General features: G+C 69.9%; 13 protein-coding genes. 5 read left to right on the top strand and 8 right to left on the bottom strand.

Annotation, left to right across the window (positions count from 1 at the left end; all coding sequences use genetic code 11):
* Positions 1-31: 31 nt before the first annotated feature.
* From C503_RS0107805 to C503_RS0107790, 4 genes are all read left to right on the top strand, one after another.
* The gene (locus tag C503_RS0107805; protein WP_018681627.1) at positions 32-1,045 is read left to right on the top strand and encodes an aldo/keto reductase family protein; all 1,014 of its coding nucleotides are present in this window, start codon (positions 32-34) and stop codon (positions 1,043-1,045) included.
* Between the two features lie 55 nt (positions 1,046-1,100).
* On the top strand, positions 1,101-1,874 hold the full coding sequence (locus tag C503_RS0107800; RefSeq protein WP_026316074.1) for an aromatase/cyclase: 774 nt from the start codon (positions 1,101-1,103) through the stop codon (positions 1,872-1,874).
* A gap of 163 nt (positions 1,875-2,037) precedes the next feature.
* On the top strand, positions 2,038-2,787 hold the full coding sequence (locus tag C503_RS0107795; protein ID WP_026316073.1) for a galactose-binding domain-containing protein: 750 nt from the start codon (positions 2,038-2,040) through the stop codon (positions 2,785-2,787).
* A gap of 118 nt (positions 2,788-2,905) precedes the next feature.
* Entirely contained in the window at positions 2,906-3,499 is a 594-nt protein-coding gene (locus tag C503_RS0107790) for a hypothetical protein (RefSeq protein ID WP_018681626.1), read from the top strand.
* Between the two features lie 11 nt (positions 3,500-3,510).
* Here C503_RS0107790 and C503_RS0107785 read toward each other — a convergent pair whose 3' ends face one another.
* On the bottom strand, positions 3,511-4,344 hold the full coding sequence (locus C503_RS0107785) for a phosphotransferase family protein (RefSeq protein ID WP_245572428.1): 834 nt from the start codon (positions 4,342-4,344) through the stop codon (positions 3,511-3,513).
* A 56-nt stretch (positions 4,345-4,400) separates the two neighbouring features.
* Positions 4,401-5,663, bottom strand: coding sequence for an NsdA family TPR-like regulatory protein (locus C503_RS0107780; RefSeq protein ID WP_018681624.1), 1,263 nt, complete (start codon positions 5,661-5,663; stop codon positions 4,401-4,403).
* Between the two features lie 330 nt (positions 5,664-5,993).
* On the opposite strand from C503_RS0107780, the gene C503_RS0107775 reads away from it, so the two are divergent.
* The gene (locus C503_RS0107775; RefSeq protein ID WP_033400332.1) at positions 5,994-6,863 is read left to right on the top strand and encodes a helix-turn-helix domain-containing protein; all 870 of its coding nucleotides are present in this window, start codon (positions 5,994-5,996) and stop codon (positions 6,861-6,863) included.
* A gap of 379 nt (positions 6,864-7,242) precedes the next feature.
* On the opposite strand, the gene C503_RS43120 is transcribed toward C503_RS0107775, so the two are convergent.
* From C503_RS43120 to C503_RS0107745, 6 genes are all read right to left on the bottom strand, one after another.
* Positions 7,243-8,922, bottom strand: a complete 1,680-nt coding sequence (locus C503_RS43120) for a hypothetical protein (RefSeq protein WP_018681622.1) — start codon at positions 8,920-8,922, stop codon at positions 7,243-7,245.
* The gene (locus C503_RS0107765) at positions 8,919-10,115 is read right to left on the bottom strand and encodes a hypothetical protein (RefSeq protein ID WP_018681621.1); all 1,197 of its coding nucleotides are present in this window, start codon (positions 10,113-10,115) and stop codon (positions 8,919-8,921) included. Before C503_RS0107765 ends, C503_RS43120 begins: the two co-directional genes overlap by 4 nt.
* Before the next feature lie 106 nt (positions 10,116-10,221).
* Complete coding sequence (locus C503_RS0107760) at positions 10,222-12,078, bottom strand: phenazine-specific anthranilate synthase component I (protein ID WP_018681620.1); 1,857 nt, start codon at positions 12,076-12,078, stop codon at positions 10,222-10,224.
* Positions 12,075-12,707: an isochorismatase family protein gene (locus C503_RS0107755; protein WP_018681619.1), complete on the bottom strand. Its 633-nt coding sequence runs from the start codon at positions 12,705-12,707 to the stop codon at positions 12,075-12,077. Before C503_RS0107755 ends, C503_RS0107760 begins: the two co-directional genes overlap by 4 nt.
* Before the next feature lie 22 nt (positions 12,708-12,729).
* Positions 12,730-13,500 (bottom strand): 2,3-dihydro-2,3-dihydroxybenzoate dehydrogenase, encoded by a 771-nt coding sequence (locus C503_RS0107750; protein ID WP_018681618.1) that lies wholly within the window; start codon positions 13,498-13,500, stop codon positions 12,730-12,732.
* A gap of 74 nt (positions 13,501-13,574) precedes the next feature.
* Positions 13,575-14,735 carry a 3-deoxy-7-phosphoheptulonate synthase gene (locus C503_RS0107745; protein ID WP_033400331.1) on the bottom strand — a complete coding sequence of 387 codons (1,161 nt, stop codon included), beginning with the start codon at positions 14,733-14,735 and terminating at the stop codon, positions 13,575-13,577.
* Positions 14,736-14,750: the final 15 nt, after the last annotated feature.

Genomic DNA, 14,750 nt, shown 5'->3' with positions numbered 1-14,750 from the left:
CTCGACTCGTGATCACCCCAGGAGCAGCACCGTGAAGTACACCCGACTGGGCGCAGGCGGCCTGATGGTCTCGGCGCTCGCCTACGGCAACTCCATCACCGCCCGCGACCAGCTGGACCTGGACGCCGCCCGCGGCATGATCGACGCCGCGGTCGAGGCGGGCATCACCACCTTCGACACCGCCGACGTCTACGCCGACGGCGCCGCCGAGACCTTCCTCGGCGAGGCGCTGGCCGCGCACCCGCGCGAGAACATCGTGCTGTGCACCAAGGTCGGCCGCTCGAAGAAGCCCGACCCCAACCAGGGCAGGCTGTCCCGCAAGCACATCCTCGACTCGATCGACGGCTCGCTGCGCCGCCTCGGCACCGACTACGTCGACCTCTACCAGGCGCACCGCTACGACCCGGACACACCGGTCGAGGAGACCGTGGTGGCCTTCGCCGACCTGGTGCGCGCGGGCAAGGTCCGCTACTTCGGCGTGTCCGAGTGGCCCGCCCCGGCACTGCGCGAGGCCGCGAAGATCGCCGCCGAGCTGCGCACCCCGCTGGTGTCCAACCAGCCGCAGTACAACCTGCTGTGGCGGGTGATCGAGGGCGAGGTCATCCCCACCTCGCAGGAGCTGGGCATCAGCCAGATCGCCTGGTCGCCGCTGGCGGGCGGCATCCTGACCGGCAAGTACCGGGCGGGCGGCGACGCGCCGGAGGGCAGCCGCGGCTCGCTCAAGATCGGCGCGATGTCCATCGACCGGTGGAACTACCGCGACCCGATCGTGCTGGCGGCGGTCGACCGGCTGGTGCCGCTGGCCGCCGAGGCCGGGCTGACACTGCCGGTGCTGGCGCTGGCCTGGGTGCTGCGCAACCCGGCGGTCGCCTCGGCCATCGCGGGCGCGTCCCGGCCGGAGCAGCTGGCCGCGAACCTGGCCGCGGTCGACACCGTGCTGGACGACGACCTGGTCAAGGCCGTGGAGGTCGCGCTGGCGCCCGCGGTGCGCGACAACCCGATCCTGACCGCGGACCCGCTGGGTCCGGCCGCCCGATTCCACTGAGCCGATCCCCCTGAGCCGATTACACCGAGCCGATTCCACTGAGCCGGAGACCCCGATGACAGACAACACGCACGAGCTCACCGTCGCCGCCCCAGCCGAGGACCTGTTCGACCTGGTCGCGGACGTCGAGCGGGCACCGCAATGGTTCCCGACGCACCTGCACGCCGAGGTGATCAGCGCGTCCGTGGTCGAGCGGTACGTGCTCGACGGGGACGGGGTGCGCAGCTGGCAGGTGAGCCGGGAGCTCGACCGCGCGGCGCTGCGGATCGTGTTCCAGCACGTCACCCCGAAGCCGCCGCTGACCCGGATGCGCGGCGAGTGGACGTTCACCACCGAGGGCGCGGTGACCCGGGTCCGGGTCGTGCACTCGCTGGACGTGCCAGCGGACAAGGCGGCGATCCTGGACAAGCTGCTGCCCGACCTGGACCGCAACGTGCCGCGACAGCTGGCGCACCTCAAGCAGCTGGGCGAGAACCTGGCCCGCCTGCGCCGCGACACCGTGGAGGCGACGGCCACCCGCGCGTTCGAGGGGCCCGCGTCCACGCTGTTCGAGCGGGCGCTGGCGTCGACCGAGGACACCGCGCTGTGGCGGCGGGTGTCGCTGCCGGAACGGAAGATCGTGGTGAAGCGGATCGCGGACCTGGACGAGGGGGTCGAGTCGCTGACCGGCGAGTACCGCCTGACGGCCCGCCCGGACGGCGGCGTGGACCTGTCCATCCGCCGCACGGCGACGCTGGCCGAGGGCGCGGACGAGTCCGCGGCGGACAAGCTCCGCGCCCGGCTGGCCGACGACACGGCGGCGGAGCTGGACGGGTTCGCCCGGGGCTGAGTCGCGGCCCCCGGCGCCGGTGGCGCCGGGGGCCCGGCTTCTCGGCGAGTGTGATTGTGGACGGTCGCGGTGGTATCGAGAGGTTCTTTCTCCGGGTGATCGACTTGGGTAGCTTCACCCGTACCGTCCCGAATGTCCGCGTCCCACTCCGAGAGGAACCCCGATGCGCCACCCTGCCCGCGCATACCTCCCCCCGGCGCTGGCCCTGGCCAGTATCGCCGCCCTCGCGGTGCTCGTCCCCACCGCGACCGCGGCCCCCGAACCCGCCGCCACCACCGCGTTACCCACCACGACCCTGACCACCTCCGTGACCACCCCCGGGACCAGCGTGTCCGGCACCGTCTCGACCACCGTGCCGACCACGCCCCAGACCACGGGCACCTGGGACCCGTGCTACGGCACCCCGCCCAGCCCGCCTTCCGGCACGACCTACCTGGTCCCCGACACCTCGTCGACGACCCCGCCCAGCGCCCCGCCACCCACGGTCGTCAACCACGCCCGCGCGGGCACCGCCACGGCCTCGTCCACCTACGACCACTACCGTCCCGCGGTGGTCAACGACGGCGACAACAGCACGGCGTTCGGCTGCCAGCACAGCTGGCTCAGCGCCAACCGCTCGATGCTCGTCAATCCGGAATGGATCCAGGTGGTCTGGCCGGACCTGCAGAAGGTGGGCCACATCACCGTGTACACCACCAAGTCCGCCGAACTCCGCGACTTCGACATCCAGGTCCTGAACGAGAACGGCCAGTGGTGGGACACGGTCGCCACCTACAACTACAACACGTCGGCCACGGTCAACACCTGGTTCGCCCCCCGCAACACGCGCGGCGTGCGAGTGCTGGCCAAGGTGGGCACCAGCACCCTGCCGAACATCGCCCGCGTGAACGAGATCCAGGCCTTCGCCTACTGATCCCCGGGGCCCGCCCGCCGTGGGCGGGCCCCGCTATCAGGGGTCCACATCGGACGCGATCATCGGTCCTGTAAGGATCGTCGGTGACCTCAGCACCCGCGTCAGAAGGAGCCGACCCTTGACCGTCCCCCTGTCCGTCCGCGTCAAGGTCCGCACCAACCCGTACGACTACATGCTCACCGACACCGAGCTGACGGACCTGCTCGCTGCCCTGGGCCGCGCCCGCGCCGAGAGCATCCAACGCCACCACGAGGCTCCCGGGCCGCGCGGCCACTACAAGCGCGACTGCATGGCCTTCATCCTGCTCGACCCCACCGCCCCCACCTGGCTCCCCGATCCCCGAGCCGTCCTGGCCGCCCTCACGATCGGCGCCGACGGCCCCCGATTCCTGGCGAACGCCGCCGCCAAGGCCGCCGGACACCGCAGGCTCGGCCGCAACTACGGCGAGGCCGTACTGGTCGACCCACACCTGTGCGGCACCGGCGGCTTCCGCCACGGCCACTCCGCCGAAGTCCGGGGCCTGATCGTCGGCGCCAGCTCCCAGACCACCGACCAGGACCTCTACGAGGCAGGCCGCCTGGCCACCGACTTCATCGACGCCATCGCTCGACACCACCTGGCCTGGGAGACCCGCACGGGGCCGGGGTACTGGGTCGGCACGGAACCGCCGCAGGCCACCCTCGACATGATCTCGTTCTTCCCCGAGGACTGACCTTCACCTGGTCAGGACACTGCCGACCAACCGGACCAGGGACGCGGCCCATTCTCGCCCCGCAGGCACCTGACGCGGTGCAAAGCCTGCCCGACCGCGTCCGGTTCCTCGGCGGCGACCTGCACCGCCATGCACGTCATCCGGAACTCGCGGATGTCCCGGAACAACTCGAACCCGGCCCACCCGGTCACATCGTGGCCGTATGCCTCGCTGAACGTCCGATACTCGTCCTCGCCGATCCACCCGAACGAGACGTACTTGATCGCGGTATGCACCAGATCCCACTCCGGCGACCCGATCGCGGTGCGTTCCAGGTCGAGGAAGACGATCTCCCCACTCGCCAGCGACACCACATTGCCCGCCCAGGCGTCCCCGTGCACGACGCACTCCGGCAGGCCCGGCGGGCGCAGGCTCCAGCGTTGCTCCAGTTCGGCCAGGTGGTCGCGCAGCCATGAGCGGTCGTCCTCACCCAGCGTGGAACCCCGAGCGATCCGCTCCGCCAGGCGAACGAACGGCTGGATGGCACCGAGCCCGATGTCGCCGGGCGGCGGCACATCGTGCAACCTGCGCAACGCGAGCGCCACCTGCCGGGGCGTCCCATGCTCGTGCGCCGACAGCTCCCGCCAGAACGTGACCGCCCGACCATCCACCACGACCGGCTGAGCGGCAGGCTCGGTGAGCCGAACCGCGGGCACACCGGCCCGCTCCATCCACCCGGCCGCGGCGACCTCCCGACGAGCGGCCGAAACCTGGCCCGTCCGCGCGATCCTCGCGACACCGCCGCCAGGCAACCGAAAGATCGCGTTCTCGCCGATCCGGACCACCGTGGCACCGTCAGAGGACACCCCCACCTGGGCACACGCCCGATCGAGGATGTGGCGAGCGGCCTGCTCCCGACCGTTCACGACGTGATCGCCAGCCGATGATCGATCGCCCGTCGCAACTCGGCCACCTCGGCCACCCGGTGATGGCGAGCCGCGAACCCCCGCAGCTCACGAAGGTCATCGACAGCCCGACGCGAGGTGATCGCGCCTGCCTCGACCAACGCACGCTCACCGATCCGGACCGCCTCAGCCGGATCACCGGTGCACATGGTCAACGATGCCAACTTGATCCGGGAGAATGCCCGTGACCTGACATACGGGGCAGTGTGACCTATCACGGCCGTGTGCAGTCGATCAGTGGCCTCGGATGCGAAGCGACCGTGCGTGGCGAGGTCGAACAGGGCATGCCCGGTATCGCCCGCGTGCTGGGCATCGTCGTAATACGCCATCCACGCCGGATCATTCGCAGGCGCGGCGTTCGCGAACTGGTCATCGGCCATGCCGACGGTGGTAGCAGCCTCGGAGACGCGGGTCAGCTTGGCGAGGGCACGAGCACGAGCGCTCAACAACATGGCCCGCTCGGTCGGTGTAAGTCGATCAGCTCGAACCATTGCCAGTTCAACGAGGGTGAGTCCCTTATCCGGATTGCCGCACCAGGTCTCCTGACGAGCCATGCTCGACAAGACCTTCGCGCGCAGATGCCAGTCAGTCGCTTCCTCGGCGCAGGACAGCGCGAACTCGAACATGCGACGAGCGTCGTCATGTGCGTGGGCGTCGAACGCCATGAAACCGGATGTGTGGCCGAGCAGGCCAACCGCACCGAACAGCTCACCGCGCAGCCGCTCGGGGCACCTGGCGTTGAGCAGGCCTGCCGAATAGCGGAGCTGGGCGGTCACCGCCTCGCGGACGAGCCCGCCGCCGTACGTGTGATCCCACGTCCCGAACAGTCTCGCGACCATGCGTACCTTGTCGATCTCCGCCTGTCCGACGACCGACGGGATCGACATGGGCTGGAGGGCCTGGAGCGACTGGGCCAGCGGAGCGATCAGACCGCCCACGGTCACGCCCAGGGCCGCGCGAAGGAACTCTGAACGATTCACGTGGTCGAGGTTAGCGGTGGCGCTGCGTGATCGTCGGAAGCCGAGTTCTCGGTCGGCGCGCACGCCGAGCACCGCTCGCAGACCCTCGCGATAGTCGAGTTGGGGCCACCGAATGAGACCGCGTTCAAGCTTGCCGACGTAGTTCCCATCCAGCTCGACCACCCGGTTGCGATGGGCATGCACCCATGCGTTGACCTGCTCTGCCAGCTCGCTGCGGGAAAGGCTCTCCCCGGGCGTCACCGACGACTCCGTGCGTTCCCGAAGCGCTCTCAACCGGTCATTCGGCTCAATCACGCAGTGCTCCCGTCAACCTTCGTCACCGCACATCGTCGCACAGTCCACACGGAAACATCCTTCAAAGCGGCGCTAAATCATCCCTCAACCCTCCCCTTGACGTCCCCTGATGAGGACGTTCCAGAGAAGCGCGACCCACGGCAAGGTCTGACCCATGAAGCCATCGACCGCTTCGAGAGCGCTTCGTCGCACTCATCGGCTCCTGTCGGCCGCTGCCGCCAGCCAACCGTGCACCGCAATCCACCACAACCATGATCACGGCAAGGATGCCCGCTGATGCCCACGCCCCGCGCCGTCGCTCTTGGTCTGATGCTCCGACGACTACGGACCGAGAAGGGCCGTTCCATGCGGGCGCTCGCTTTCCAGATCGAGCGGGATGCGCCCACCCTGCTTCGGTGGGAAATCGGTGAAAGGGCACCGAAGCCCCACCAGGTCTCACACCTGCTCGCACACCTCGGCATTCGCGGTGAGCGGTTCCGCCGGGTGATGGACCTGAGCGAGAATCTGCACGACTCGTGCTGGATCGCCAGCACAACCAAGGAAGACGTGCTCCAGCGCGAGGCCTACCTCGCCCTGGAGGCCACCGCCACGCGCATCACCGAGGTAGCGCCTCGACTCGTTCCACCCTTGCTCCGCACCCGCGAGGTCGCCACGGCCGTCGCGCACGCCGGGGAAGTCCACATCGACCAGGTCGAAGCCCACGTCGCCACACTGCTCGACCGCCAACGCGCCATTCCGTCGCCGCGAACCCGGCTGACCGCGTTCCTGGGTACGGCGGCCCTCACGCGCCCGATCGGCACGGTCGACATGTTCGGCGCCCAGCTCGAACGCCTGCTGACCCGCGCCACGCATCCTCAGGTCGATCTTCGCGTCGTACCGCAGCAGGTGGGCTGGCAGGCCGACCTCGATCAGGCCTTCACCCTCACCGAGACGCGTCACACGACGGTCGCCATCCAGCACTCCCGGCGCTCGAACACCTGGCTGTACCGCCCCGAGGATCTCCGGAACCTCACCATCGACATCAGGCTGATGGAGATGAACGCACTCAGCCCGGATGACACGGTCGCCTATCTCACCAAAGCAGTACATCGCCTGCATAGCAACGGAATCCGCCACACCGATCCCGGTCTCGATCGAGCGGGTTGACTTCACGCCCCAGTCACCGCAGCCCGTTCTCAGCCCCGGGTTGGGGCTACCTCTACGAAGCAGGCCACCCGGCGGCCGATTTCATCGACGCGGTCGGTCGCGCTTGCACCGCCCCGGTGTGCCGACCTTCGCGTGGGAGAGGAAGAGGGAGAGAGCCAGGTCGAGGCAAAGGCTGCTGTACGTTCGGTAATGATCCGCGTACGGCTGGTGTGCGGCAGGGATCGCGACGGATGCTCAGGGGGCACTATGACGTCGTTGGTGCGGTCGTTCGCGAATCCGGTGACGTTGATGTTGGGCTCGTTGTCGCTGATCCCGTTGATCATCTTGTGCTTGCGGTCGCCCCATGGCCTCGACGTCCAGTCCGCCTGGGCCGGGGCGCCTAATCCGGGACGGCGAGACTGCTGGCCTGGACGCCGAGGTTGATGTCACGGTCGGCCGTCTTCACGTGCACGGTGCCGGACAGGCGGTCCGAGTCCGGGTCGACGATCACCGCCCGCACACCGGGTGCCACGTCGCGGGACGACAGCAGTGGGCCGGCGTCGCGGAGTTCCCAGTGGTCGTCGCCGGGAGTGAGGTGCCACAGGCTGACGTCCTGGACGATGGTCGCGTCACCGCCGGTGGAGTCGCAGTGGCGATCGGTGTAGATGGCGTTCAGGCCGCCGTCGTGGTCGAACCACAGGTCACGGACGCTGGAGCCATTGACGTCTGCCTGCGGGTGCTTGGGATCGACGACGGCCAGCCTGCGATGCTCCTGTGTGGGGGGATCGATCAGGGCCACCGCGGTCACCGACTCGCAGGCACCTGCGTGCTCCGTGGCCGGTATGGCGATGAGCTTCCCATCCGGTGCGATCGCCGCGATCCCGACGGCCACGTTCGCTTCGTCGGTCGTGTTGCCCAGGTCGTGGCGGGAGCCGTCGAGGTCGACGTCGTAGATGGTCTCCGGCCCCCCGTAGGCCGACGTCCCGTCGCCCCAGGCGATGACGACGTGGCCTGCGCGGCCACCGATCGGTTCCACGTGTCCTCCGCCCAGCTCCGTGGGGAACTGCCTCGGTGGGAACGGAACGGCCACGGACCGAGGTGACGCGTCCGGTTTGCTCGCGTCCAGCACCACCATGCGGTCGCCGGAATCGAGCCAGACGATCAGGCTCTCCCCGGCCGGGACGGCCGTCTGGCATTGGTCACAGGGCACCGTGCGTTCCGCGCCGCTCGACACCTCGATGACGAGCACACCCTCCGCGACCGTGGTGAACACGTACCGGCCGTCGGAGGTGAAGGCAGGCCGGAACCAGGCTTGGGACTCGGACTCCTTGCGTGTGACCTGCTTGACCACCTTCTCGCCCCGCACGATCCCCATCCCGGTCGACGAGCCGAACGCGAACACCGGTTCCGCCGGGGGCGGCGCGGTCACGCTGATCTTCGCGGCTTCCGGCGACCTCGGGATCACGAGCGTGTCCAACTCGGCGCTCAAGTCGGCCGCGGACTCGGTGAAGGCGACCGGCTGATCTCCCGCCACCTGTTTCAGCGCGTCCCGTTGGTCAGGTGGAACGCGATGCCCGATGACCCGCAGTTCCAAGGCGAGGCCTGCGGAACGGACATGTTCCTGGATGGTTCGGGACACCGCCGCCGGGTCGCCGGAACAAGCATCCAGTCCTGTGCTGGAGATGATGACGATCCTGTTCCGTTTCGTCCCATGGAACGGCAGAACGCCATCGAAGTCGTCGATCGCCGCGAGGATCCCGCTCAACAGAGTGGGACGACCGGACGGGCGCACACCCCGCAAGGCGGAACCGACGGCGGAAGGATCGTCGGTCAGCTCGGCGGTGTTGTCCGGAGACCCGCACTCGCCCCCGAAGCGGCGCAACGAGAGAGAGTCGTCCGTGCCTATGTTGTGGGCGGTTGCGGTGACGGCGGCCAGGACGCCGGGGAAGTCGGTGGTCTGGGTGGAGGTGTCGACCAGGACGGTGGTGCGGTAGTCGGGGATCACGGCGAGCAGCACGAACGTCGTCGCGCTGGCGAAGACCACGAAGACCGTGACCAGGATGAGTACGAGCCGATTCACCGGCCGCCTCCCGGGGCCTGGGCGCGCAACTGGGCCAGCATGCGGTTGATGTCGTCGACGTTCGCGTTGTAGTTGTCGGCCGCCTGTTGATACCCGGTCAGGCGCTGTCCCAGCGGGGATCCGGAACGGGCGGTGTCCAGCAACCGGGACGCCGAGTCCAACACGTCGCGTTGGCGGTCGCGCAGGGACAGGGCCTTGGTGTGCAATGCGACGGCGTCCGGGGTGCGGGCGCGGGTGCGCAGGTTCTCGAACTCGGCGTCCGCGGTGGTGGGTTTGACCTCGTCCAGCGTCCGCGCGGCCACGTCGAGGCGGCCGTCGATGATCGCCTGGACGGCTTGGTCGACCTTGGCGACCGTCGGGTTGAACGCGTCGACCACCTGGGTCGCGGACCGCAGGACGGGTTCGACGTTGGTGAACCAGTCGAGGGCGCCGCGCAGTTGGTCCTGGTTGTCGGCGAGGACCGGGGGCGGGGCGCCCGCGCCGGAGGCCAGGCGGGCGAGTACGTCGTTCTGGTCGTGTGGGACGCGGTAGCCGACGAAACGGAACTCCAGGGACAGGCCGCTCGCGGCGACGCGGTCCCGGATCTCCTTCTCCACGAAGTCCGCGTCGTCGTCGCAGGCGTCGATCCCGTGCCTGGTCACGACGATAATGCGGTTGACCTGCTTGGCTCGCTGCGTGAACGGGCCGGAGAAGTCCTGCGTGGCCTCGACTATCCCGCGCAACAACGTCGCCGCGCCGGTCGTGTGCGCGCCGTGGACCGCGTCGGCGACCTCCGTGCGGTTGCCGGTGCCGAAGCCGACGAGTTGGTTGGTATTGGCGTCCGAGCCGCAGTCGCCGCCGAAGCCGCGCAGGGCGAGGGCGTCGTCGTCGCCGGAGTTCCCGAGGGCCTTTCGCAGGGAGTCGGCGCTCGCCCCGAAATCGTCCGGGACGTCGCCTGCGGACAGGTCGACGAGGAACTCGGTTTTGTAGGTGGGGGCGAATTGCGGCAAAACCCAGGTCACGACGGCGAAGGTGGACGCGCCGAGTAGGACCATCACCAGGAATACGACAAATGTGATCCGCACCGGGCGCGGCATGTCCACGCTGACGCGGTAGACGCGCCGGAACAGGCCGCCCTTGACCACGCCTGCCTGGATGATGTTCTCGGCGTGCGACCCCGAGACCGTGTTGTGGACTTCCCGCCGCGCGCCCATGCATCACCCTCCCGGCACCGGGATCGCGGCTCACGCTTTCGGTGTAGCACCGAACCTGATTCGCGGCCGAAACCCGCGACCAGGCGAATTCCGCAACCGCGCGGAATCACCGGGCCAAAGCCGCCACCGAGACCGAATGGGAGATCAGGTCCGAAAGCAGACCGGGACCGTCGACGGTGAGCACCGACTCCGGGTGGAACTGCACGGAGGCGAACCCGCGACCGCGCAACGCGTGCACCTCGCCGGTCGAGACATCCCGGCTGACCTCGACCTTCCCGAACGGCACGCAGTCCACCCTGTCCTCGGTGGACCTGACGGCGAACGTGTTGTAGAAACCGACCCTGGCGCCGCGCTCGAACAGCGTGATCTCCTTTTGCAACCCCTGGTTGGGCTCCTCTCGACGCTCCACACGGAATCCGAGCTCGCTTGCCAGAATCTGATGGCTCAGACACACCGCGATGAATGGCCTGCCCGCGTCCAACATCGTGCGCACACCGTTCCGCAAAGCGAGGATTCGCGGCTCGGATCGGTCCAGCGGGTCACCCGGCCCCGGGCCGAACAACACGAGATCGTAATCGGCGAACACGCCAGGATCGACGGCCGGACGAACAGTCACGACGCAGCCGAGTGAACGCAGCTGCCGGGCGAGCATCGCGGTGAAAGTGTCCTCCGCGTCCACGACGAGAACGGTTCGACCGGCCGACGTGGCCGATGTGGTCGGAGCGTCGGACAACCAGAACCGTGCGAGATGGGTGTTGCGTTCCGACAACGCCGTCCGGACCTCCGGCCGGTCCGCCATCCGAACACCGGCGAACGCGGCCCGCAGGCCCGACAGCTTCGCCACCGTCTCGGCCGCCTCCGTCGCCGGGTCGGAATGCCGGACCAGCGTGGCGCCGACACCGATGCTCAGCCGCCCGGCCGGGGAGATCTCCGCCGTGCGGATCAGGATGGCCGAGTCCATCCGGTCCCGTCCTCGGTCGTCGTGCCCGAGCAACGCGATGACGCCGCTGTAGTAGCCGCGACCGTCGGGTTCGTGGTCGCGGATGACGCGGCAGGCGCTTTCGATCGGGCTGCCGGTGACCGTCGGCGCGAACAGCGTGTCGCGCAGGATGTCCCGCGGGTCCCGGTTCGTCCCACCCTCGATGAAGTACTCGGTGTGCGCGAGCCGCGCCATCTCCCGCAGCCGGGGGCCGACCACGCGGCCGCCGTCCGGGCAGATGCCCGCCATCATCTTGAGTTCCTCGTCGAGCACCATGTACAGCTCGTCGGTCTCCTTGCCGTCGCGCAGGAACTCCAGCACCCCGTCCAGCGTCGGCCCGCCTGCCGGGAAGCGGTAGGTGCCGCTGATCGGGTTCATGACCGCGACCCCGGCGTCCAGGCTGACGTGCCGCTCCGGCGACGCGCCGACGAACGTGTGCGTTCCGGTGTGCACGACGAACGTCCAGTGACTGCCGGACTCGCCGAGCACCAGGCGGCGGAACACGCTCAACGCGTCGGCGGGCGTATAGTCCGGGATGGACGCCTCGAAGGTGCGCTTGAGTACGAAGTTCGCGCCGTTGCCCGCGCCGATCTCGTCGGCCACGACCCGCCGCACGAGGTCCGCGTACTCGTCGTCGGCCAGGTCGAAACGGCCGTCGCGCAGGTCGACGGGGCCGTCCGGGAGCCTGCCGAGCACCTCGTCGACCGGCAGCACGGCCTGCCCGGTCACCGCCATCGCGATCAGCGGCGCCCCGTCGTCGACACAGGCGAAGCCACGCTCGGCAAGCTGCCGGAACGGGACGACGACCAGCGTGTGGTGGCCCGGAGTGGGACGATCCGGGACGGGAATGTCCGACAGGGACTCCGGGGTGGACGTCTCGCCGACGACGACGTCGATCCCGCCCGACCGGTGGATCAGGGCGAACGGCGGCGGGTCGGCGCCGAGTACCGCGGCCAGCAGCTCATGACCGTCCACACGGGTCACCGGAACACCTCCTTCGCCGTGGTCACCACCGCGCACCGGGACGCCGCGTAGTCCAGCGCCATCCGGTGGTGCGCGGCGGTGAAGTCGGCCACCGCGTCGGCGACGAAGAACACCTGGATGTCGTGCGAGAACGCCTCGACCGCGGTGGCCAGCACGCCGACGTGCGCGTAGACGCCGCAGAGCACGAGCTGGTCGCGGCCTGCGGCGCGCATGCGGTCGAGCAGGTCGGAGTCGAAGAACGCGCTGTAGCGCCACTTGGTGAACAGCCAGTCGTCCGCCGCCGGGGCCAGCGCGCCCGCCACCTCCCGGTCCGCCGCTTCGGTGCGCATGCCCGGACCCCAGAAGTCCTTGAGCAGCCCGCGCTGCCCGTCGGTCATCCGTCCCGGTTGGACGGTGTAGGCGACCGGGACGCCCTGGGCCCGGCACGCCTCGCGCAGCTGCTGTGCGTTGCCGGTCAGCTGGGCGCGCAGCGGCTCGGGGAACGGGCGCAGGAAGTAGCGCTGCATGTCGTGCACCAGCAGCACCGCGCGGTCGGCCGCCACCGTCCACCGGGCGGTGTTCGGCGGCAGCTCGCCAGCGGTCGGCATGTCGTAGGCCTCGATGGCCGGGATGCCCGCCGATGGGCTCATGGGTGGTCTCCTAGGTTCCTGGTCAGGCGCCGAGGGCGGCGCCGCCGTCCACGACGAGCTCGTGCATGGTGATGTGCGCGGCGGCGTCGCCGAGCAGGAACAGCACCGCGTCGGCGACATCGCGCGGCTCGGCGATCCGGCGCAACGGGATGCCCACCCGGTACGCGGCCTGGTCGCCGTCGATGGTCGCGGCGCGGCCGCCGGGACCGTTCCACATCCCGCGCAACATGGGACTGTCGGTGGAACCGGGCGCGACGACGTTGCACCGGATCCCGGCCGCCGCCAGCTCCAGCCCGAGTGTCTTGGTGAACATGGTGGCGGCGGCCTTGGACGCACCGTAGGCACCCATGCCCACCCTGGGCACGTCGGCGGCGTTGGAGGCGACGGTGACGATCGCGCCTGCCCGACGGGCGACCATTCGCCGGGCGACGGCCTGGGACACCAGGAACACACCCGCCGCGTTCACCGCGAACGTGCTCACCCAGTCCGCCGCGGTCAGCTCCACGATCGGCCCCAGCCGCAGCACACCCGCCGCGTTGACCAGGTACCGCACCGGTCCCAGTTCCTCCTCCACGGCCGCGACCAGCGCCTCGACCGCGTCCGCCGCGCCGACGTCGCAGGGGAACGCCCGCGCCTTGATCCCGTCCCTGGCCAGCTCCCCCACCACCGCGTCGAGCCGCTCCGCGTCCCGGTCGACCACCGCGGGCAGCACCCCGCACTCGCCGAGCGCGCGGGCGATCACCGCACCGATCCCGCCCGCCGCACCGGTCACGATCGCGATCCCGTGTTCCATCGTCTCCTCCTCAAGTCCCGCGCGGCCGTCCGGCGCGCCAGGTCGGTACCGTCGTGCTCCCGGAACGCGCGTGGTCACGCGCGCCAGGCGGATACCACGGTCATGGCCTGGTCGAGGTTCAGCCGCGGGTCGCAGAGGCTGGTGTATGGATCACCCGGGTCGTCCACACGGGACAGACATTCGCGGACCGGGTCCGGGGTGGTCTCCAGGTGTAGACCGCCCGCGACGCCGCCGACCTCGGCCACCGCCGCGCGGAAGCCGCGGACCTCGTGCACGACGCGGTCGACCAGGCGGCGTTTGCGGCCGTCCGGGCCGGTGAACGTGTTCCCGTGCATGGGGTCGCACAGCCAGATCACCGGGTGGCCCGCCGCGTGCACGGCCGCGACCAGGCCGGGCAGGCGGTCGCGGACCAGGTCCGCGCCCAGACGGGAGATCAGGGTGAGTCTGCCGGGTTCGCGCGACGGGTCGAGCCGGTCGCACAGCTCGACCAGGGCCCCGGCGGTGAGGTCCGGGCCGACCTTGCACGACACCGGGTTGACCACCTGGGCGAGCAGGGCCACGTGCGCGCCGTCCAGCTTGCGGGTGCGGGCGCCCAACCACGGCCAGTGGGTCGAGCCGAGCAGCCAGCCGTCGGTGACCCGGCGCAGCTGCGGGACCTCGTAGTCCAGCAGCAGGGCCTCGTGGCTGGTCCACACCTGGCTCTGCGGGACGTGCCCGGGGTGCGTGCCGGTCCAGCCCAGCTCGGCGACGATCCGGGACGCCGAGCGGTGGCAGTGCAACAACCGGGACGGATCCGGGACCCGGGCGGACTCCTCCGGGCGCGGGTCGTTGACCAGGTGCCCCCGGTAGACCGGCAGCTCACGACCGTCGACCGGTTCCACGGCCGAGGAACGCGGTTTGGCGTACTGGCCTGCGATCCGACCCACCCGCAGCACCGGGAGCCCGGTCGCCATCCGCAGCACGCCACCGAGGACGTCCAGCATCCCGGCCTTTCGCGACACGTCGTCTGGGGCGCACTCGGCGGGATCCTCCGCACAGTCGCCCGCCTGCACGACGAGCGCGTCGCCCGCCGCAACCGCCGCGAGCCGCGCGCGCAGCGCCAGCACGTCCACTTCGGACACCAGGGCTTGCCGCGCCATCAGGGCGGCACGCGCGAGTTCCACCTGGCCTCGGTCCGGCCACTGTGGTTGCTGGTCTGCCGGAAGCAACCCGATCCGGTGCGCTGGCGCCGTCATGTCACCGATCCCACC

Origin of the sequence: Actinokineospora enzanensis DSM 44649 (assembly GCF_000374445.1) — a bacterium.
GTDB lineage: Bacteria > Actinomycetota > Actinomycetes > Mycobacteriales > Pseudonocardiaceae > Actinokineospora > Actinokineospora enzanensis.
Note: the sequence above shows the minus strand (reverse complement) of the source record. Positions and strands in the feature narration are given on the sequence as shown.